Source organism: Streptomyces sp. 4N124 (assembly GCF_052245395.1).
Lineage (GTDB): Bacteria > Actinomycetota > Actinomycetes > Streptomycetales > Streptomycetaceae > Streptomyces.
This window is the reverse complement of the sequence record NZ_JBQQBS010000020.1, coordinates 41,261-61,089: the sequence shown is the minus strand read 5'-3', so window position 1 is coordinate 61,089 and position 19,829 is coordinate 41,261. Positions and strand designations below refer to the sequence as shown.

At 70.8% G+C, this 19,829-nt stretch carries 14 protein-coding genes; 7 read left to right on the top strand and 7 right to left on the bottom strand.

Annotated elements, in window-relative coordinates; translation table 11 throughout:
• Positions 1–6: 6 nt before the first annotated feature.
• Positions 7–1,008: a hypothetical protein gene (locus ACTWQO_RS21460; RefSeq protein ID WP_443238941.1), complete on the bottom strand. Its 1,002-nt coding sequence runs from the start codon at positions 1,006–1,008 to the stop codon at positions 7–9.
• A gap of 357 nt (positions 1,009–1,365) precedes the next feature.
• Here ACTWQO_RS21460 and ACTWQO_RS21455 point away from each other — a divergent pair, with 357 nt between their 5' ends.
• The 7 genes from ACTWQO_RS21455 to ACTWQO_RS21425 all read left to right on the top strand — a co-directional run bounded on the left by ACTWQO_RS21455 (position 1,366) and on the right by ACTWQO_RS21425 (position 7,931).
• A complete protein-coding gene (locus ACTWQO_RS21455) occupies positions 1,366–2,661 on the top strand; it encodes a nucleotidyltransferase family protein (protein WP_443238940.1) in 1,296 nt (431 codons plus the stop codon).
• On the top strand, positions 2,661–3,647 hold the full coding sequence (locus ACTWQO_RS21450; RefSeq protein WP_443238939.1) for an ABC transporter ATP-binding protein: 987 nt from the start codon (positions 2,661–2,663) through the stop codon (positions 3,645–3,647). The genes ACTWQO_RS21455 and ACTWQO_RS21450 overlap by 1 nt, the downstream gene beginning before the upstream one ends.
• The gene (locus ACTWQO_RS21445; protein ID WP_443238938.1) at positions 3,644–4,411 is read left to right on the top strand and encodes an ABC transporter permease; all 768 of its coding nucleotides are present in this window, start codon (positions 3,644–3,646) and stop codon (positions 4,409–4,411) included. The genes ACTWQO_RS21450 and ACTWQO_RS21445 overlap by 4 nt, the downstream gene beginning before the upstream one ends.
• Complete coding sequence (locus ACTWQO_RS21440; protein WP_443238937.1) at positions 4,408–5,265, top strand: ABC transporter permease; 858 nt, start codon at positions 4,408–4,410, stop codon at positions 5,263–5,265. The genes ACTWQO_RS21445 and ACTWQO_RS21440 overlap by 4 nt, the downstream gene beginning before the upstream one ends.
• A gap of 158 nt (positions 5,266–5,423) precedes the next feature.
• Complete coding sequence (locus ACTWQO_RS21435; RefSeq protein ID WP_443238936.1) at positions 5,424–5,642, top strand: hypothetical protein; 219 nt, start codon at positions 5,424–5,426, stop codon at positions 5,640–5,642.
• Positions 5,643–5,931: 289 nt separating this feature from the next.
• Positions 5,932–6,369 carry a L,D-transpeptidase family protein gene (locus tag ACTWQO_RS21430; RefSeq protein WP_443238935.1) on the top strand — a complete coding sequence of 146 codons (438 nt, stop codon included), beginning with the start codon at positions 5,932–5,934 and terminating at the stop codon, positions 6,367–6,369.
• A gap of 278 nt (positions 6,370–6,647) precedes the next feature.
• Entirely contained in the window at positions 6,648–7,931 is a 1,284-nt protein-coding gene (locus ACTWQO_RS21425) for a vanadium-dependent haloperoxidase (RefSeq protein WP_443238934.1), read from the top strand.
• A gap of 209 nt (positions 7,932–8,140) precedes the next feature.
• Here ACTWQO_RS21425 and ACTWQO_RS21420 read toward each other — a convergent pair whose 3' ends face one another.
• The 6 genes from ACTWQO_RS21420 to ACTWQO_RS21395 all read right to left on the bottom strand — a co-directional run bounded on the left by ACTWQO_RS21420 (position 8,141) and on the right by ACTWQO_RS21395 (position 19,805).
• Entirely contained in the window at positions 8,141–10,441 is a 2,301-nt protein-coding gene (locus tag ACTWQO_RS21420; RefSeq protein ID WP_443238933.1) for an MMPL family transporter, read from the bottom strand.
• A gap of 952 nt (positions 10,442–11,393) precedes the next feature.
• Positions 11,394–13,034, bottom strand: a complete 1,641-nt coding sequence (locus tag ACTWQO_RS21415) for a PucR family transcriptional regulator (protein ID WP_443238932.1) — start codon at positions 13,032–13,034, stop codon at positions 11,394–11,396.
• A 99-nt stretch (positions 13,035–13,133) separates the two neighbouring features.
• On the bottom strand, positions 13,134–14,252 hold the full coding sequence (gene menC, locus ACTWQO_RS21410; RefSeq protein ID WP_443238931.1) for an o-succinylbenzoate synthase: 1,119 nt from the start codon (positions 14,250–14,252) through the stop codon (positions 13,134–13,136).
• Positions 14,249–15,232: a GNAT family N-acetyltransferase gene (locus ACTWQO_RS21405; RefSeq protein WP_443238930.1), complete on the bottom strand. Its 984-nt coding sequence runs from the start codon at positions 15,230–15,232 to the stop codon at positions 14,249–14,251. The genes menC and ACTWQO_RS21405 overlap by 4 nt, the downstream gene beginning before the upstream one ends.
• A complete protein-coding gene (locus ACTWQO_RS21400) occupies positions 15,229–16,410 on the bottom strand; it encodes a M20 family metallopeptidase (RefSeq protein WP_443238929.1) in 1,182 nt (393 codons plus the stop codon). The genes ACTWQO_RS21405 and ACTWQO_RS21400 overlap by 4 nt, the downstream gene beginning before the upstream one ends.
• Positions 16,407–19,805, bottom strand: a complete 3,399-nt coding sequence (locus ACTWQO_RS21395) for a serine hydrolase (RefSeq protein ID WP_443238928.1) — start codon at positions 19,803–19,805, stop codon at positions 16,407–16,409. Before ACTWQO_RS21395 ends, ACTWQO_RS21400 begins: the two co-directional genes overlap by 4 nt.
• Positions 19,806–19,829 lie beyond the last annotated feature (24 nt).

The window sequence follows — 19,829 nt, the reverse complement described above, 5'->3', positions numbered from 1 at the left end:
GGGCGGTCACTGGTCCGGGGCGATGACGGACGGCGCGGGCACGCGAGCGGGCAGCGTGGTGGCCGTGGGGACCTTCGTGACCGCCGCAGCTGTCGCGGCCTTCGTGGACTTGGAGGGTTGGGGATGGTTCAGGCGCGTACCGGGAGGCGGTCCGATCAACGCCGTGCCCTCGGACGGCAGGCCGTCGACCAGATGCGCGGCGATCACTATGCGGTCCCACAGCGGAAGCCCGCCGTGGTCCTCGGCCAGCTCGCCCACCCGGGCGAGGAGCCCGGAGGAGTCGGCCACCGCCGGCGGCGTCGAGCCGGGTGCCGGGGCCAGGGAGTGGGCCGGATGGGCGGCGCAGAGCCGACGTGCGGCAGCGACCACCTCGGAGGTCCGCCCGGACGAGGGCTCGCCCGCCAGCATCGCCAATGCCTCGTCCCGGCGCCTCCCGGACAGCAGGACGCCCACCTCCCGGATCAGATCGGCTGCATCGTCCGGCGCGTGCAGAAAATTGAGGCACATCAGCTCGCAGCCGAGTGCGCCGCGCAGTGAACGGCCGCCCGTGTCCCGGTTCTTGGACGATCCCTTCAACTCACCGAGCCGTGCGGCCGCCGTCATCCCCGTCCGCTCCGGACCGTGGGTGTCGCGCAGCGCGACGAAGAGACAGGGCGGCCCCGACTCCAGGATCATGTCCACGGCCCGGATGACGGCCAGCGGCGCGGCGTTGATCTGGTAGCGCCACAGCTCACGGCAGACCCGTGCGTCGACCCGGACCTCCAGCGCGCCGAGCGGTTCGAAACCATGGCCGGCCAGCAGGTCGAGGGCGGGCTCGATACGGCGTCCGACGACGGCGTCGGGCTTGAACATGACGAAGGTGGTACGGCCAAGTCTCCGCTCGGTCTCGCCCGCGTCCCGCCCGTCCAGCAAAGCGGCCATCTCGCGGAAGTAGACGTCGTCCGGATAGGTTCGGCGCCGTACGGGGTCGTGTGTGAAGGGGGCCCGCAACCACTGCTGGACGGCCATGATCCTCCGACTCTCCGCTCGGTCGCGGCTTGTGTGCCTACCCGGCGATTCACGCCAACTGGGCTGTATGCAAAGCGAGTTGCACCGTTGTCAGGCAGCATTCAGGGCCATACGCTGAGGCTAACTTCCAGGACTGAACACATCAAGGAGGGTCCCATGAGCGTCGCCTTCAAGAAGGTTACGGTCCGCCCGAAGCCGGGCAAGTAAGCGACCGGTGTCGATGCGATCAGGATCCGGTCGTCCGGCTTTCCGGAGATCCTGATCGCGTCTTCCGTCGCTCGCCTTCGTGTGCCCCTGTTCGATTCGCGTCGCCCTTTCGACCACAACAAAAACTCGCTCACCGGGGCGGAGTCTGCGTTGACTGAAGTAACGACCGGGATCGCGGTCACGACTGACACGGTTCTCGCCCTGCTGGAGGCCGGGCCCCGGTCCGCTCGCGACACCGTGCTGCGTACGGCCCGCGACGGTCGGCACAAGCTCGCCGGTACCCTGCTGAGCCTGTGGGCCGCTGGCGACGAGGAGCTCACGGACGACCAGGCCGCCGAGCTACGGCTGGCCCAGGAGCGCGTTGAGCGTTACCGCCAGGTCTGGGAACGGCTCCAGGTACACGCTCCCGGCGCCTTCCTCCTGAAGGGGATGACGATCGCCGCCCTCTACCCGCCGGGGGTACTCCGCTCGGCCGGCGACCTCGACGTCATCTGCCCCCGCCACGCCGACCTGTGGGCCTGTGCCCGCCATCTGGCCGCCACGGGCTGGGAGTTGGAGGCCTTCACCGTGGGGCCCGCCCACCCCGGCGACACCGTCTGGCCGCACCTGGGCGCGGAGTTCCGCAAGCCGGCACCCGACCCGTCCCAGGACCCCTACGCCGTCGGCCTGTTCACCGCCGAGATCGTGACGGACGTCCACGGACCTGCCCAGCAGCTCGCGCGCCCGCCGGGTTCCCCGCTGGCCGCGAGCGCGGTCGCCCTGGTGGCGGAACGGTGGGAACGCCACTTCCGCTCCCGTGACCTGCTCGACCTGGTCCTACTGCTTCGGGCCATGGACGAGCAGGGCGTACGACAGCTGCGCGCCGACCTCGACAAGGCCGGCCTGTGGCCGGAGTGGCGGGAGGCGATGCGCGGGATCGGCCGCCTCGGCTGGCGGCCCGCGGTGGTGCTGCCGCACACCCGGGCGGCGACTGTACGCGTACGGCTGCTGCGGTCGGCGCGCATGGCGTTGCGCTGGAGCAACCCAGTGCGCGCGGCGGCCTTCGCCGCCCAGTCCGGCATCGAGGGCGGCGGGGGACGCCTCGCCGCCCTCGCCTCTGACCTCGTACACCGCCGGCCCGGTGCACGGCGGCTGCTCACCTGGGGGGTGCCGCTGTTCGGGGTGCCGCTGGACGCACGCGTCGACGCGGCTTCAAACGCGCCCGCCAGTGAGCGTCCGGATGTCCTCATGGGCGGATCGCCGGACGCCGAGCCGGTCGAGCGGCTGCGGCTCGACGACGTCGGCCGCCATCTGGTCGCGCGGACCCCGCTGGGTTCCTTCCTGCTGGTGTCCGGGGCCGCCCGGCAGGAATGGCTCGACGAGGCGGGCGGTCCGGCATCCGTCCCCTCCACCGCATCCGGACCATCCGACACCAGGCCTTCTTCGTCCGTGCGAACGGGAGCGTGATGCGCGACAGCGGCAATCGGCCGGACGGTACGCAGCTGGCCGTCGACACCCGCCGGCTGAAGCGCGAGTACCGCGTGCAGCGCGGCCCGGCGGTCACCGCCCTGGACGATGTATCGATCCAGGTGGAGCAGGGCGAGGTGCACGGACTGCTCGGCCCGAACGGGGCCGGCAAGAGCACCCTGATGAAGATCCTCTCGACGGTGCTGCTGCCGACCTCCGGAAGCGCGTATGTGCTCGGCCACGACCTGGTGACCGAGCACCGGCGGATCCGGCCGCTGCTCGGCATCGTCTTCGGGGGCGAACGCGGCCTCTATCCACGCCTGACCGCCCGTCAGAACCTGCGCTACTGGGCAGCGCTGTATGGCCTGTCCACGAAGAAGGGCCTGGCCAGGACCAACGCACTGCTCGACGAACTCGGCCTGGCCGAGCGGGCCGACGACCGCGTGGAGACCTTCTCGGTCGGCATGCGCCAGCGTCTGCACCTGGCCCGCGGGATCATCGGAGACCCGCGCGTTCTGCTGCTCGACGAGCCCACCAACGGCCTGGACCCGCTGGCCGCCCGCCAGTTGCGCGAGCTGATCCAGCGGCTCGCCGGGGAGGGCCGCACCATCCTCCTTGCCACGCACGATCTAGGCGAGGCGGAAGTGCTCTGCGACCGCGTCACGATGATCAATCACGGCCGGGTGATCGCGACGGAGGCGCCGAAGACCCTGTCGCGGCTGATGTCGCGGCAGGAACGCGTCCGCGTCCGTGCCGATGCCGGGCTGCTCGACCGGGTGCGCGCCCTCGCCGGTGTCCTCGGCGTGGACCCGGACGACGACGGCACGGCGGTCATCTCCGTCGACAGCCAGGAGGCCGTCGGCGCCGTGCTGGCCTTCGTGGTCGCCGAGGGTGTCACCGACGTACGCACGGAGCTGCCCGGCCTCGAAGAGGTCTACCTCCGGCTCGTCCACCGCAACGAGCAGCGCAGCGTGGTGAACCGGTGAGTCTGCTCGCCGCGACCGGGCGCTTCCAGGGCCGTCTGGTGCTGACCCACCGCGACTACCTCATCGACCTGGTGCGCACCCCGCTGCTCGCCGCCGTGTTCCTGCTGCTGATCCGGCACAACGACAGGCCTGACCTCCTGGCGTACGGACTGCTCGCACCGGTGCTGATGGGTGTGTGGAGCATGGCGATGCTGATCTCCGGGGAGGTCGTCGACAACGACCGCTGGCTCGGCACCCTGGAACTTCAGATCGCGGCACCGGCCGACTTCGCCCGGGTGGTGCTCAGCAGGGTCTGGGTGACCACGGCGATCAGTCTGCTGACGGTAGTGGAGGTCGCCGCCGTCGCGATCCTCGGCTTCGGCATCGTCCCCGAGGTCCCCCACCCGTTCGTCTTTTTGGTGAGCCTGCTCGCCACCGCGGTCGCCACCGCCGGGTCCGCCACCCTGATGGCCGCCCTGTTCGTGGCTACGCGCACCGCCCGTACCTTTCAGAACTCGCTGAGCTATCCGGTGCTGCTGCTCGGCGGGGTGTTCACCCCCCTCGACCGGCTGCCGGAGTGGACACACCCCATCGGTCGCCTCCTCTACCTTTCCTGGAGTTCCGACCTCCTGCGTGACGCGCTCAACCCGGCCCCCGTTACCTCGGCGGTCTGGCGGACCAGCGTCGTCCTCGGCCTCGGGCTCCTCAGCGGGCTGGGCGGCCGACTGCTGCTCGGCAGGGTCGTACGGCTGGTACGGGAGACCGGAACGGTGGGACTGTCATGAGCGGCGTCACGGACCTCACGGCCACCCCGACGGGCGACGGCACGCCCGACACGTCCAGCGGCTTCGGCCGCCGTCTCCAGGTACTGAGCTGGGCGGCGCGCGCCGGAGCCGCCGACTACGGCACGGTCTTCACCTGGAAGACCTGGCTGCTCGGCTGGTTCGTGCGGATGCTCGCCCAAGTGCTCTTCTTCACCACCATCGGCGACCTGCTCGGCCCCGGCCAGGCCCGCTACCTGCTGATCGGCAACGCGGTGGCGCTGGTGGCGCTGCACGGCATCTTCGCGACAGCGTCGACCACATGGGAACTCCAGAACGGCACCCTGCCGCTGCTGGTCGCCTCCCCCAGCAGCCCCTCGCTGGTCCTGCTGGGACGGAGCCTGTTCTGGCTGCCGGACGGCGTGGCATGCGGCCTGGGCGCGATACTCATCCTCGCCCCCGTAGCGGACCTGCGGCTGACCGTGGCCAGGGTGGCCCTGCTCGCCGCTCTCCTCGTCCTCGTCGCGATGACGACCTACTGCCTCGGCCTGTTCCTGGGCTCCCTGGTGCTGACCGCTGCGGACCTGCGCAACGTGGTGTCGAACGCCACGTTCACGGTGATGCTGATCGTCTGCGGCCCTGAGGTCCCGGCGAGCGCCGTCGGCCCGGTGCTCGGCCGGATCGGAGACGTCCTGCCGCTCACCCACGGCCTCCTCGCGGTCCGCGAAGTACTGGCCGGAAGAGCGGGTACCCACACCGCTGTGCTGGCGGGCTGGGAAACACTCATTGGGGCCTGCTGGCTCGCGGCAGCCCTCACGGCACTGACATGGCGAGCCCGCCGCAGCCGCCGCGACGGGGCGGCCCTCTTCCTGACTTGACCCCGGTCCGTGACCTGAGCTCAACTCTCTCGGGATCTTGAGGCTCCCGGTGCCCCCAGCATGATCAAGGAAAACGCTTGGGCTGTTCCCGATACCGGCCCTTTTCGCCGTCACCCGTCCGTCCGTGTCGCGGACCGGGTGAGTTGGAGCAGCCTCTGATGGATTTCTCCGATGTCCAGGACGTGCCAGCCCTCCAGCGCCCATCACGTCCAAGCGGCAGCCGCGACCCCGCGGTGACGGCGATGGTCTGGGGCAGGACGACCACCCGGGAGGGGCTGGGGCGGACGGCTGTGAACGAGCGGGCGAAGACCGCCGAGTCGACGTCAGCGACGACGGCATCGGACCCGGCCGTGCCCAGGGCGGCGATCGCGGTGTAGGCCAGCACGGCTGCTCGGCGCGGTTACTGGCGTGGCGTTGCAGGAGGTAGCCCAGGCAGCCGCCGAGAAGGGCCGACGACTGCGATGAAGCCGGTAAGGACTTGGGTCACCGGTTCGGGAGCGGGCGTTACAGCGGGAGTTGTATACCAAGTTCCTGCATGGCGGCGGAGGGCGGGCCGCCTTCGGGAGTAGCCCTTGACGCGGGGTTGGAGGGTGCGATCCTGCGGAGCGAGGCGTCGGTGCCGCGAGCCGGCCTGGACCGGAGGTCGGTAGGGTCGGCTCCAACGGCGTGACCGACGGGGCCACCCGCCGACAGGGCACGTACACCACCCCCACCGGCACCTACACCATCACCGAAGGCTTCTGCGTCGAGGCAGGCGGCACCACCATGCCGTACCACCGGGTCACCGACGACGACTGGTGGGTGGAGGACCCCGAGTCGAAGTTCTACAACTCCATGCACGGCGAAACAGGCGCGGACTTCCCGCTCACCGAGTCGGGCGACCGCAGCAGCGAACACCTCATCAACTACCCCGTCCAGTACGCCAAGGCCCTCGTCATCAACTTCAACCGCTGGCCCGCCACCCCGGGCCGCGGCGCCGGCATCTTCCTCCACATCAACGGCAACGCCGCCACCGCCGGCTGCGTCTCCGTGCCCAGGGCCACCATGGACCGCATCATGAGCTGGATCACCCCGTCGGCCCACCCTCGCATCGCCATCGGCTGAGCATCGTTGCTCTTTTCCTGACTGCGCCGCGCTGATCCTGCTCGACGAAGGACAGGTGGGCACCTTCTGACAGTCAACTCAAAGATGCTTGCTGACAGTTGGGGCAGCGGGGAGCGTGGCACGCGAACGCTTCGCCAGGTCGCTCTTTCCTCCGCCACCGGGACGTCAGGGACCTTGACGAGGGTCGGCGGTGCGAGGAGATTGGCGGGACCGGGCCGACGGCGGCGCGGGTGGATCTCGCCTCCTGGTCCCGCCGACCGGCTCCGGTTGGGGGAATCATGTCTGCCAGGAGGTTCTTGCGGTTGGCCGCCGGGTTCACCACGGCGATGGCGGTGGCGGCCTCAACCGGGCTGGTGGGCACCGCGCAGGCATCCCCGCGCACCACCGCGGACCCGGCGGTGATCACGGACTGGAACGTCATTGCCGTGCGGACGATCTTCACCGAAGGGCAGCAGCCCCCGCCGGTGGCGCAGTTGTATCTGGGGTTCGTCTCGACCGCCGTGTACGACGCAGTGGCGGCGATCGACGGCAGGTACGCGCCATACGCCAAGCAGCCGCGCCCCCGCCCGCACGCCTCCTCGCAGGCCGCCGCAGCGACGGCCGCGTACAAGGTGCTCAGTCACTACTTCCCGGCGTCCGCGCAGGCGTTGAGCTCCGATTACGCCGCGTCGCTCGCGAAGATCCGCGAGGGTGCCGGTAAGACGCACGGCATCCGGGCGGGACAGGCGGCCGCCGCCACCCTGGTGCGGCTGCGTACGGGTGATGGACGCGGCGCCGACGTGACGCTGGACGTGACCCCCGCGCCGGGGGTGTGGCGGCCGACGCCGCCCGCGTTCGCGCCGATGCTGGCTCCCTGGCTCGGGTTCGTCCGACCGCTGCTGCTCAAGTCCCCGACCCAGATACCCCTGGCCGGCCCTGACGCCCTGAACAGTGCCGCCTACACCCGGGACTTCGACGAGGTGAAGGCAGTCGGCGTGGCGTCCAGCGGCAGTCGTACGCCGGCGCAGACGGAGACCGCCCGGTTCTGGAACGACAACCTGCCCCGCCAGTTCCAGACCGCGTTCCGTGACCAGGCCGCCCGCCGGCATCTGGACATCGCGGACAGCGCGCGGATGTTCGCCCTCCTCAACGCGACCGCCGCGGACGCGGCCATCGCCTGCTGGCGCGGCAAATACGACCAGGCCTACTGGCGTCCGAGCACCGCGATCCAGCTCGCCGGCACCGACTCCAACCCGGCGACCGCACCCGACCCGGCGTGGAGTCCGCTGGTCGTGAACCCGCCCTATCCGGAGTATCCGAGCGGACACGCCTGCCTCACCGGCGCGACCACGGCCGGCCTCAGCCACCTGTTCGGGGCGCGGCACATCGCCCTGACGGTGGACTCCGCCATCACCGGCACGACTCGGCACTACACCGCCGCGGACGCGCTGAATCAGGAGACGAAGAATGCCCGGATCTGGCTGGGCATCCACTTCCGCACGGCGACGACCGACGGCAACCAGCTGGGCCGCTCAGTCTCCCGCTGGGCACTGGGGCGCTACTTCCGGCCCGCCGGCCGGTGACCTGGGCGGATAGCCGGCGTCGGCATCGTCGATGGTCGCCACCGATTACCGCGAGCCAGTGAGCACGGGCGAACCTTGTTCGCCGTCGCCCGCTTGATCCTCGTCATCATCTGGCACCTGATCAACGACGCCGACGTCACTGAAAACCGCCGAGTGGGACCTGGCTGTGCGCCTTGCCGCTGCAGAGCCAATTCCGCAACGTATCGGCGCTATTCACTCCGCCTCGCTTCGGCCTGGCCCAGGCGTGCCGGAGTGTTCACGATGGCGGCGGTCTCGCGCTCTCCTTCGGTGTCCACGTGGGGCAGGAGCCTGTCCAGCCAGCGGGGTGTCCACCACGCAGATCGGCCGAGCAGGGTCATGGCCGCGGGCACGAGCAGCAGCCGGACGATGGTGGCGTCGATGAGCACGCTGGCGGCCAGTCCCAGGCCGAGCATCTTGACCACGATGTTGTCGCTGACGATGAATGCCGCGAAGACGCTGACCATGATGAGCGCCGCACACGTGATGACGCGCGCCGTGATCTCCAGGGCGTGCGCGACGCTCGCCTTCGGTTCCCCGGTGCGCAGCCATGCCTCGTGGACGCGGGAAAGCAGGAAGATTTCGTAGTCCATGCTGAGCCCGAAGACGATGGCGAACATCATCATCGGCACGTAGCTCTCGATCGGAACGTCACCGGAGACGCCAAGTGCCGGGCCGCCCCAGCCCCACTGGAAGACGGCCACCACGACGCCGTACGAGGCGGCGATCGACAGCACGTTGAGTACGGCCGCCTTGAGGGCGACGAGCACGCCGCGGAAGACGACGAGGATGACGATGAAGGCGAGGCCGACGACCACCGCGATGATCAGGGGCAGTCGGCTGGAGACGATGTCCAGGAAGTCGACCTGAGCGGCCGTCGTACCTGTCACGTACGTACGGGCAGCGGTGCCGGACACCGCCTGGGGCAGGACGTCGTCCACCAGCCGGTTGACCAGATGGGTGGTCTTCTCGTCCTGCGGAGCGGCCACCGAGTACGCGGTGCCGATCAACACATCACCGTCGGACGTGGGCTTCAGGGGAGTGATCGTCGCCGCGTCCGGCACCTGGGCCAGGGCGCTCTGCGCGGCGGTGGCCAGTGACGCGCGGTCGGCTTGTGGGACGTCGGTCTGGTCGATGACGAGGGTCATCGGGCCGTTCGAGCCGGGCCCGAACGCCGAGGACATCAGGTCGAAGGCGCGTCGGTCGGTGAAGGACTTCGGGTCGGCTCCGTCGCCGATGTGTCCGAGCTGGATGGAGAAGAGCGGGATCGCGAGGACGGCCAGGACCGCGATGCCGGATGCCAGGAACCTCCAGGGGTGGCGCTCCACGCGTTGGGCGTAGCGGTGCCAGGTGCCGTGGGCCTCCTCGCCGGGTTCGGCGTCGGTCTCGGCGACGGGCTTGCGTACCCGGAGCGTGTCGATCCGCCGGCCGATCAGTCCGAGCATCGCCGGGACCAGGGTGAGCGCGCCGAGCACGGCCGTGACCACGGCGACAGCGGCGGCCAGGCCGAGTTTGCCGATGAAGCTGATGCCGGAGACCCACAGGCCCGACAGGGCGATGACGACCGTGCAGCCGGAGACCAGCACGGCGCGGCCGCTGGTGGCCGTCGCGAGGCCGGCCGCGATCACCGGGTCCTGCCCGTTCATGAGGTTCTGGCGGTGCCGGGTGATCAGGAAGAGCGCGTAGTCGATGCCGACACCGAGACCGATCATCGTGGCGAGCGTCGGCGAGACCGTGGCGAAGGTGAACGCCACGGCCAGCAGTCCCAGGAGCGCCAGTCCGCAGATCACTGCGATGAGCGCCGTCAGCAAGGGCAGTGCTGCCGCCATGACGCTCCCGAAGCCCAGCAGCAGCACGAGGATCGCCACGCCGAAGCCGATCGCCTCGCTGATGCGGTCGTCGGGTTCCGGCCGGGCCAGTTCGCCGAGCGGGCCACCGTACTCCACCGTCACGCCGGCTGCGCGCAGCGGTTGGACAGCCGTGTCCACCCCGTCCAGGTAGGAGGAGCCGAGCGTGGAGGGCTGGACGTCGAATCTGACGGTGATGTAGGCCGTCTTCCCATCGGTGGAGAGCGGGCCGACGTTCGGGGTCCCGGCGGGCGGCGGGGTGGTGCCGGGTGCGGGCAGCGGGTTCTGCGCGCTGATCACATGGGGCAGTTTCTGCAGGTTCGCCACCACCGTCGCGATCTGGGAGCTCACGTCGGCGAGCGGTTTGGAGGCGTCGTGCAGCACGATCTGGGCGCTGTATCCCCCGGCGTCGGGGTCGTGTGCCTTGAGGACGTCGACGGCGTCCTGTGACTGGGAACTGGGCAAGGTGAAGTCATCCGAGTACCCGCCGCCGTGCGCCCGGTCCAGCACCTGGAGCCCGGCGAGAGCGGTCAGCCACAGGACGACGACGGTCACGAAGTGGCGGGCACACCACTCGCCGACGCGACGCAGCACGCCTTTGCCGGGAACGGTGGCGCGCTCGGCTGCGGGCTGAGACAACGACATGCTTACTCCCGACGACCACCGGCGCTGCCGCGGCGACGGTCCGTGGGGACCCTCGCGCGGGGCTCCCGAGGAATGACGTACTGGACTACCGCCAGTGAAAGGGCCTCCGGTCCCCTCAGCACTTCCGCGCGGGAGAACGGGTGACACGAGGGGCGCCACGTCCCGGGCTGCCCCACACTGGGCGGCAGCCGTACGGATCCCGGCAGGAGACGCATCACCGAAGCCCGACGCCACCCTCCCGACGGCCGTCCTGCCCACCGCCAACCGTCCAGCCCTTTCCGACGCCGCAGGACCCTTCGGCGTACACAGGTCCGGCGCCGACGCGCCTGCGGGATGCGGCGCCAGCACTCCGGAGGCTTGGGCCAACGTGATCAATTTACCCAAGCAAACCTCGCACGACTCCGCCTCCGAACAGGGCTCCCCTGCGGAGAATCTGGGGAGTTTCGGCCGCGCTGGGGAGCGCGTGGGGAGAATCGACTGCATGACGCCGCACCAACTTGAAAGGCAATGAAAGAGGCATCAGCACAGGTCAGGACCGCGCAGGACTGCGTATCCGCAGGCCAGCGCCACCAGGTAGATGACTTCAAGAAGATCTCATCGCGCCTCTTCGCCAGGAGCTCCCAGAGACACACCCACCAGCTCTCTCGCAACTGTCAGCTCCGTACACAAGAAACTACGAAGAAAGTCAGCATGAGTCCGATCAAAGGTGATCGAACCTGCTGAGACTTGGGAACGAGGAGAGTCCCCTGAAGGGGCCGCTGGCCTGGGAAAAGCCCAGTTATGCCGGGATTGCCGCGCCGCGCCGCCTTGACGCATCGTCTCGCCCCCGATGCTCACGGCATCAACGCTCCGGTGACGTTCCGCTGACCGATACGGAGCGAACATCCGGACGCAATCGGCTGTCGGAGTGCCGAGTGCTCCGGGCGGCAGAGGGCGACGTGTGCCTGCCGACTCACCGCATCCGGTCCGGCGGCATCACACGCAGCTGAAGCATGGCGGCGAACCGCGCTTCGGAGTCGTTCAGGTCGATGCCGCCGACCTCGGCGAGACGGTGCATCCGGTAGCGGAAGGTGTTCGGATGGACGTGTACGGCGGCCGCGGCGGCACTGATGTCGCCGAACGCGTCGAGCCAGGCGCGCAGTGTCTCGATGAGGTTCGATCGGCGCCGCCGGTCGTAGGCGGCCAGCCTCGCTATGGGCCCCATGGGTTCGTCACCGCGGGCCGTCACGACGTCCCGAAGTTCGTACAGAAGGGCCTCGACGTGGACGTCGGCGAGCCGGGTCACCCGCCGCTCGCTCCCCTGGGCGCGCAGGACCCGCAGGGCCCGGTCGGCGCCGGAACGGGCTTGGGCGAGGCCGCCCGCGTCCTCACCCCTCGGGCCGATGCCGATCACCCCACCGGTCCGCGCGCCGATCCGGTCGAGGAAGTCGCTGGCGGTCCGCACCGCTCGCTCCTCACCGGCGTCACGGTCCTGCTGCGCGGGGACGAGCCCATAGGCGGTGTCGCCCAGTAGAGCGGCGGCGGAGTGCGGGTGCACCGCGCCCAGGTGCAATGCGAAGGCGTCCGCCAGGCGTTCCCGCACCGTCGTCAGATCCGCGTCCGCCTCGCCGGCGGCGCCATTGGTGCCGTCCCGCAGCCCCAGGGCGAGCACCACGACCGGACGATCGGCCAGACCGAGCCGGCTCAGCGCCTCACGCGCACCGGCACCTCCCTCAAGCGCGGTGCTCACCAGGTCGGCGCGCAGTCTGCGCTCGACGTCGGCACCGGCCCGCAAGCGCAACATGTGCAGAGCGACGACCTTGGCCGAGTCCCGCAACGCCTGGGACCGCTCCGGCGTGAGCGGCTCACGCACGGCGGCCCAGATCGAGCCGATCGCCTCGTCGCCCGCGCGGACGGCGATGGCGACTCGCGGCACGGTGGGACCGTCCGAGCCGTTCTGCAGGGGTGCGACGTGGACCAGCCCGTCGCTGCGGTACAGATCGCGGAAGACACCCCGGCTGGCGAGCATGCGGGAGAAGCGTTCGGGGACCTGACGGCCGAGGATCGTCTCGGTCCGTGAGGCGTCGGCCTTGTGCTGCTGACCAGAGAAGGCCAGCACCCGCGAGTGCGGGTCCTCGATCGTCACGGGTGCGTCGATCAGCGCGGCGATCGCGTTGGCGACGGCGAACAGGTCGCCGGAGAGAGTGCCGCCCAGGGTCTCCAGACCGTCGCCGCCCACGTCGCCCTCGGCGACGAGGGCCCGCAGCATGGCGGCGACCTGGATCCACGACGCCCCGCGGGTCAGCCCGAGGACGCCGACGCCCGACTCCTCGGCCGCGATCTTCACCGCGGTGTCCAGCGGCACCGGAGCCCGGACGACCAGGGCTACAGCGTGCCGACCCCCCAACTCACCGAGCAGGCCGGCGATCTCGTCCGGTTCACGCAATCCGACCCCGAGCACAAGCGCGTGGGCCGGCAGCACGGAGTCCTCCACGGGGTCGTGGATGACGATGCCGCCTATGCCGGCGCTGTGCCGCGCCCCGCCGTGGACGACGTCGAGCAGAGTGCCACCCAGGTTGTGCAGAACCTTGACGAGGCTGCCCTGTGCGTTCATGGGACCGGTGCCTTCCGGAGTTACAGCAAGACAGCACCACACTTGGTGTGCGGCCACAAGACCGTGCACGGTTTCGGTGCCGACGCACGGAGCCGGACGTCACAGCAGGGGCTGGCCGGAAATCCACTCGACGCTGCGCGTGACGTCACCGAGTTCGCCCTTCAGGGGGTCCACGCCGATGCCGGGCCCGGTGGGCACCTCCAGGTGGCCGTCGCGCACGACGAACGGCTCGGTGATGTCGGTGCGGTAGTAGCGGCCCGAGCCCGAGGTGTCTCCGGGAAGGGTGAAGCCCGGCAGTGCGGCCAGAGCTACGTTCGCCGCCCTGCCCAGTCCGGTCTCCAGCATGCCGCCGCACCAGACCGGCACGCCGTGCGCCACACACACGTCGTGGATGCGCCGCGCCTCCAGATAGCCGCCGACCCGGCCGGGTTTGATGTTGACGATCGCGCAGGCGCCCAGCCGGATCGCGTCGGCCGCCGCGCGCGCCGACGTGATCGACTCGTCCAGGCAGACCGGTGTGCGGATCTGCCGGGCCAGCTGGGCGTGCCCGAGGACGTCCTCCTCGGGCAGCGGCTGCTCGATCAGCAGCAGGTCGAAGTCGTCCAGACGGGCCAAGTGGCGGGCGTCTGCGGGGGTGTACGCGGTGTTCGCGTCGACCTGGAGCGCCACCTCATCACCGAAGCGTTCGCGCACGGCCCTGACCGGCTCGACGTCCCAGCCGGGCTCGATCTTCAGCTTGATCCGGACGTATCCCTCATCGAGGTAACCCGCGACGCTGTCCAGCAGCGCGGGCACGGAGTCCATGATGCCGACGGAGACACCGCACGCCACCTTGTCCCGTACGGCGCCGAGTTCACGGGCCAGCGGACGCCCGGCGGCGCGCAGTTCGGCGTCCAGGACGCCCATCTCCAGGGCGGCCTTGGCCATCCGGTGGCCCTGGAAGGGAGCCAGCGCCAGGGCGACGGCGACCGCGTCAAGGCGGTCGGTGCGGGCAAGCGCCGGTATCAGGAAGCGACGCAGGACGTCGGCGGCGGCGTCGACGTACTCGGAGGAGTACAGCGGGCTCGCCATCGCCACGCACTCGCCCCAGCCCTCTCCCTCGTCGGTGACCACCCGCAGCAGGAGTGCCTCGCGGCTGGTGGCGGTGCCGAAGGACGTGCGGAACGGCGCCACCAGAGGCATCTCGATTCGGCGCAGTTCAACGCCCGTCAGCTTCATCGCTTCTCCTCGTCTGTCACGGGATGGTGGGGTGCGCGGGGGCGCTCTGCGGCGGAGCTCTCGTCGCGTCGTAGGACGTACCAGCCGGACCGGTCGAAGCCGGTGACACGGGCGCCCTGCTCCATCAGCGTGCCGAGGGCCTCGCGCAGCGCCGCGCGCCAGTCCTTGGCCTCGCCCGGCCCGGTCAGTCTGAGCCGCTCGATGTCCGGTGGGACTGCGACGAGCAGCGTCGAGGAGTCGGCGGTGCCGGCGACCGGTGTGCCCTTGGGGCTCTTGTCGAGGACGACGGCGGCGCCCGCCGCCCGGCAGGCCGCGGCGTCGGCCGACGCGAACTCGCCCGCGCAGGCCGCGCGGACCGGTTCGCCGACGAGCTGCCACCTCACGAGCAGACGGTCGGTGTCGTCGCCGTCGTTGATGCCGTCGTGCACGCCGCCGTAGAAGTTGGCGAGGTACTCCGCGGGCCGCGCCGCGAGTTTGACGAGGTTGAAGTAGGCGTTGCGGCGGATCAACGGATCGAAGGTCCAGCTGATGGCCGACACCCCGCGCCGCAGTGACCAGGCGCGCTGGTGCAGCTTGAGGGCGAAGCCGACGCTGCGGCCCCGGGCTGCGTTGGACACCCCGGCGATGTGGCTGTGCATGGCCTCGTCCGCCGGGGCGCCGAAGAATCCGACGCACGCGCCGACCAGTTCGTCGCCGTCGAAGGCGCCGCCGATGTAGTTGCCCGACTTCGCGAGGGCGCGCAGCAGTTCGCCGGTCATCGGCGCGCCGGCGGGTCCGGGCTGCCAGATGAGGTTGAACAGGTGGTGGACGGCATCGAGTTCCCGCCCTCCGCTCACCTCGCGGACCTGTACCCCGGCTGCCGCGGCGGCGGCGATGGCCTGGTCGACGGCGTCGTCGGCGGCACCTCGGATCGCGTCTGCGGTGAGGTGGTTCGGGTCGATCACGGTCCTGGAACCTCCTGCCAGTGGTGACTCGGTCATGGGCGGTCTCCCTGAAAGACGGGGCCGGCCCGACGTGCGCCCGTGCGGGGCGGTGGATCGGTGAGCAGATCGTCCGTCAGGGCGGCCAGTAGCGCGGTGCGTCCGGGGAGTTCGGCGACGACCACGTGTTCGTCGTCGGCGTGTGCGCCGCCGCCCACCGCGCCGAGGCCGTCCAGGGTCGGGGTGCCGACTCCCGCGGTGAGGTTCCCGTCGGACGCCCCGCCGACCGCCGCGCCGACGGGCTCGGGCAGGCCGAGCCGGCCCGCGAGGGTGATGGCGCGTGCGAGGAGCCCCGCTGACGAACCGTGTTCCAGCGGCGGGCGGTTGGGGCCGCCGGTGATCTCCAGCCGGGCACCGGACAGGACCGGTCGCAGCGCGCGCATGGCCCGGTCCACCCGGGACTGCTCCGCCGTGTCCCGCACCCGTACGTCGACGGCGAACCGTCCGGCGTCGGGCACCGTGTTGGTGGTGTGGCCCGAGGTCAGCACGGTCGGGGTGACACTCGTGCCGCGCTCCGCGTCGGGCAGGGCGCTCACCGTGAGGACCTGGTGGGCGAGTTCGAGGGTGGTGCTGACACCGCGTTCGGGTTCGAGGCCGGCATGGGCGGCGCGTCCGTGCGCCGTCACGTGGTACAGCGACACACCCTTGCGGGCGGTCTTGAGCGCGCCCCCGTCGGCGGATGCCTCCAGCACCAGCGCCGCGACGCAGGCGGACGCCTCTTCCTCCACCAGCGACCGTGACGAGGGCGAACCCAGTTCCTCGTCGCCGGTGATCAGGATGGTGACGCCCGACGGGTCGGGCAGGGCCGCGACGGCGTGGAAGGCCATCACCAGGCCGGCCTTCATGTCGAAGCAGCCGGGGCCGCTCACCACGCCATCGACGACGGAGAAGGGGTGACGAGCCAGCGAGCCGATCGGCCACACCGTGTCGTGGTGCCCGAGCAGCAGCACCCTCGACGGCGCGTCGCCCAACCGCCACCGCAGATGGGTGCGCCCCTCGACGACGATCCGCTCCGGCGGAACGCCCAGCCGGGCCGTGCCCAGCTCGGTCACCACTGCGGCGCTCGTGGCGACCGCGTCGAGGTCGGCCGACGGCGATTCGCAGCACACGAGCGTCTCGAGGTCGGCGATCATCTGTGGGAGGACCGCCGTCATGTGTCCGACCGGCGATGCCGTCATGACGTGGCCACCTTGGGGGTGGCGCGCACGCCGTGGTGCACGTATCGCTCGCCGCCGGGCAGAGTGTAGAAGACCACCGGCTGCCAGATCTGTCCGTCCGGGTCCCGGACCGCGAAGCGCTCCCCGGAGGCGTCGAGGGGCACCATCGGATACTCCTCCACTGGGTCGGGAACCAGCTCGGCCAGCGGACCCGTGACGGTGATCCGCAGCACGCCCCGGCCGTCCCGCTCCAGCACCTCCATGCGAGCGCCGGCCCGTTCATAGACACCGACGTGCGATCGGAAGTCGACGGCCGGCGGGCTGGCGGGCGGTGCCGGTGTGCGCGGCATGTCGAGGCCGGCCAGCTCCGCGAAGATCTCCTGGAAGAGGTCCTCGTACAGGTCCCGGGCGTTGCCTCCGTTGGTGAGGAGTGTGACGGCGAGTCCCTCGGCGGGCAGCAGGCGCAGGAACGCGGCCTGGCCGATGGTGTTCCCGTCATGGCCGAGGACGAGATGGCCGTCCCAGGTGAAGCGGCCCCAGCCGAGCCCCCAGGAATCGCCCAGGGTGTACGGATCGGGCAGTTCGGCGTGCAGGTCGGCCATGGCTCGGGTGCCGGCTTCGCTGAGGATGCGTCCGCCGTCCGCGGTGCGTCCGCCGCACAGGTGGGCGCGGGCGAAGGCCAGGACGTCGGCGGCGGTGGAGGTGATCAGCCCGGCCGGTCCGAGTGAGCGGGGCAGGCTCCAGACCCGCGCCCGCTGCGGCGAGCCGCCGTCGTATGTTTCGTGACCGACGGCCGCACGGTACAGCAGCGCCTCCTCAGGCAGGGTCACCGTACGCTGCAGCCCCAGGGGCGTGAAGATCCGCTCGCGGATCGCCTGGTCCCAGGTGAGTCCGGTGATCTTCTCCACGACCCGGCCCATCAGGGAGAAGCCGGAGTTGCAGTACGACCAGGTGGCGCCCAGGGGGTGGTTCTGCGGCACGTCCGCGAGCCCGGCGACATAGGTTTCGAGGCAGTCGTCGCCGCGTCCGGTGTCGGTGAACACGTCACCGTCGATGCCGCTGGTGTGGGTCAGCAGGTGCCGCATGGTGACGGACTTGGTGGTTTCCGGGTCGGACAGCACCAGTTCGGGCAGGACGGTGACGAGCGGTGCGTCCAGGTCGAGCAGTCCCTCGTCGGCGAGTCGCATGACCAGGGTGGCCGTCCAGACCTTCGACACCGAGCCGATCTGGAAGAGCGAGTCGGTGGTGGCGGGCACACCTGTCTCGGTGTTGAGCACGCCGTGGGCGACCTCGGCGAGTTCGTCCTGTGCCGTGGCACCGTCCGGACCGACCCGGAGGATGCCCAGGGTCGCCCCGGGCACCCGGTGCCGGGCGGCCAGGGCGGCGAGCCGACGCTGCCAGTGTGCGGTGTCGACGGGTGGCCGCCCGCTTCCCGTGGACCGGCCGGAGTGGCGCTCCACCCACTCGGCGACGCGGCCGTTGAAGTCCAGCAGGTGTGACGGGGGTCCTTCGAGTACGAACAGGTGCGAGCCCCCCGGGTAGAGGACCAGTTGGGTCGGCACGTCCCGCTCACGCAGGGCGGTGTGCCACTGCGATGCCTGGCCCACGGGACATACCAGGTCGGCCGTGCCGTGCAGGATCAGGGTGGGGGTCTGGACCCGGTCGACCCGGGTCAGGGGTGACATGGCCGCGTACCGCTGCCGCTGGGCCCAGGGCGGTCCGCCGAACTCGTGCGTGGCGAGGAAGTGCCCGTCCTCGGCGGCGCCGGCCATGCTGGTGAGGTCGCAGACGATGCCGCCTGCGACGGCTGCGGCGAACCGGTCGTCGTGACCGGTCAGATAGCAGGTCATGTAGCCGCCGTAGCTGTACCCGGTGACCGCGAGGCGGTCGGGGTCGGCGATGCCTTCGTCGACCAGGGTGTCCACGGGTTCCAGGAAGTCCTGCGCGTCGGCCAGTCCCCAGGCGCCGTTGACTGCGTCGAAGAACCGCTCGCCGTAGCCGTCGCTGCCGCGCGGGTTGACCAGGAGCACGCTCCAGCCACGGGCGGCGAGGATCTGGTGGTAGAGGTGCACGTGGTCCGCGGCGGCGTTCCACGCGTTGTGCGGACCGCCGTGGATGTCGAGCAGCAGCGGGCGCGGCGAGCCGTCTCCGGTCGCTCCGTCGCCGATCAGCCAGCCCTGGACCGTGGTGCCGTCGGAGATCGTGAACTCCCGCTCCACGCGCGGGTACAGCTCGACGTCGGACAGGGCCGCGCCGTGTGAGGTGCGTACGGTGCGAGAACCCGACGCGAGGTCGAGCACGACGATCTCGCCGAACGAGGTAGGCGTGGCGAGGACGAGCGCGACCTTGCCTCCGCGCACGGACATGCCCGACACGGTGTGTCCGGCGCCGCCGAGCACGAGGCGGGGTGTGCACTCCTCGGGGGAGGCGTCGAGATCGACCGCGTAGACATGGGTGCATCCGCGGTCGCGGACGCAGAACAGCACGGTGCGGCCGTCACCGGTGAGCTGGGGCAGGGCGCCGGGGTAACCGGGGCCGCCCGGCATCACGTTACGGTCGAGCGAGGCGGCGAGGTCCGCCACGTCGGTGCCGGGCTCGTCGCCGAGCGGCATGTGCAGCAGGCGGGCGTGGCCCACCGGGTCCTTGAGGTGGCCGACGACCAGCAGCGCGTCACCGTCCGGGGTCCATTCGGCGGTGGCGGCCCTCCCGTCGGCGAAGCCGACCCTCTGTGGCACCGCGGCGACATCGTCGACGGCGACGACATGGGTCGCGGCGTGCGCGGTCAGGTCCGCATTCGGCGCGGTCGCGGCGGTGAAGGCCAGCTTCCTGCCGTCCGGGGACCAGGCGGGCCGCGAGGCGTACCAGTCCCCGTCGGTGATCCGGCGGCAGGCTCCGGTGGTGAGATCGAGGACGTGCAGGTGCTGGCGGACGTCGCCCACCAGGCCGTCCCCGTCGGTCTGGTAGTCCAGCCGGTCGATGACCACCGGCCTGCCCGGTGGCGTCGGGCGAGCGGTGTCAGGGTCGGCCGTGATGTCGACCGGTGCGCTGAAGGCGATCCGGGTCCCGTCCGGGCTCCATACGGGAGCTCCCGCACCCAGAGGCAGCGTGGTGAGCCGCTCGGCCTCACCGCCGTCGGCCGGCAGCTGCCACAGTTGCGCCGTCGTGCCGTCCGCGCGCAGGAACGCGATCCGGGTCCCGTCCGGGGACCAGGCCGGGGCTTGGTCGCTGTTGCCGCGGGTCAGCTGCCGGGCTTCGCCTGTGGCGCCCGGCACCAGCCAAAGGTTGTGCGCGATCCGGTCGGTGTCCAGGTCGCTCGTGCGCAGCACGTACACGATCCGCTCGCCGTCCGGAGACAGCGCCGGCTGCTCCGGGGTCGCGATGGCGGCCAGGTCCTCCAGGCGCAGGGGCCGTGTCATGGGGCCCTCCTCAGTGATGACAGG

Bases quoted from the DNA above. Each gene is read 5' to 3' on its own strand.
- ACTWQO_RS21460 (WP_443238941.1), bottom strand. From the start codon at position 1,008: ATGGCCGTCCAGCAGTGGTTGCGGGCCCCCTTCACACACGACCCCGTA.
- ACTWQO_RS21450 (WP_443238939.1), top strand. From the start codon at position 2,661: ATGCGCGACAGCGGCAATCGGCCGGACGGTACGCAGCTGGCCGTCGAC.
- ACTWQO_RS21440 (WP_443238937.1), top strand. From the start codon at position 4,408: ATGAGCGGCGTCACGGACCTCACGGCCACCCCGACGGGCGACGGCACG.
- ACTWQO_RS21435 (WP_443238936.1), top strand. From the start codon at position 5,424: ATGGATTTCTCCGATGTCCAGGACGTGCCAGCCCTCCAGCGCCCATCA.
- ACTWQO_RS21425 (WP_443238934.1), top strand. From the start codon at position 6,648: ATGTCTGCCAGGAGGTTCTTGCGGTTGGCCGCCGGGTTCACCACGGCG.
- ACTWQO_RS21420 (WP_443238933.1), bottom strand. From the start codon at position 10,441: ATGTCGTTGTCTCAGCCCGCAGCCGAGCGCGCCACCGTTCCCGGCAAA.
- ACTWQO_RS21415 (WP_443238932.1), bottom strand. From the start codon at position 13,034: ATGAACGCACAGGGCAGCCTCGTCAAGGTTCTGCACAACCTGGGTGGC.
- menC (WP_443238931.1), bottom strand. From the start codon at position 14,252: ATGAAGCTGACGGGCGTTGAACTGCGCCGAATCGAGATGCCTCTGGTG.
- ACTWQO_RS21405 (WP_443238930.1), bottom strand. From the start codon at position 15,232: ATGACCGAGTCACCACTGGCAGGAGGTTCCAGGACCGTGATCGACCCG.
- ACTWQO_RS21400 (WP_443238929.1), bottom strand. From the start codon at position 16,410: ATGACGGCATCGCCGGTCGGACACATGACGGCGGTCCTCCCACAGATG.
- ACTWQO_RS21395 (WP_443238928.1), bottom strand. From the start codon at position 19,805: ATGACACGGCCCCTGCGCCTGGAGGACCTGGCCGCCATCGCGACCCCG.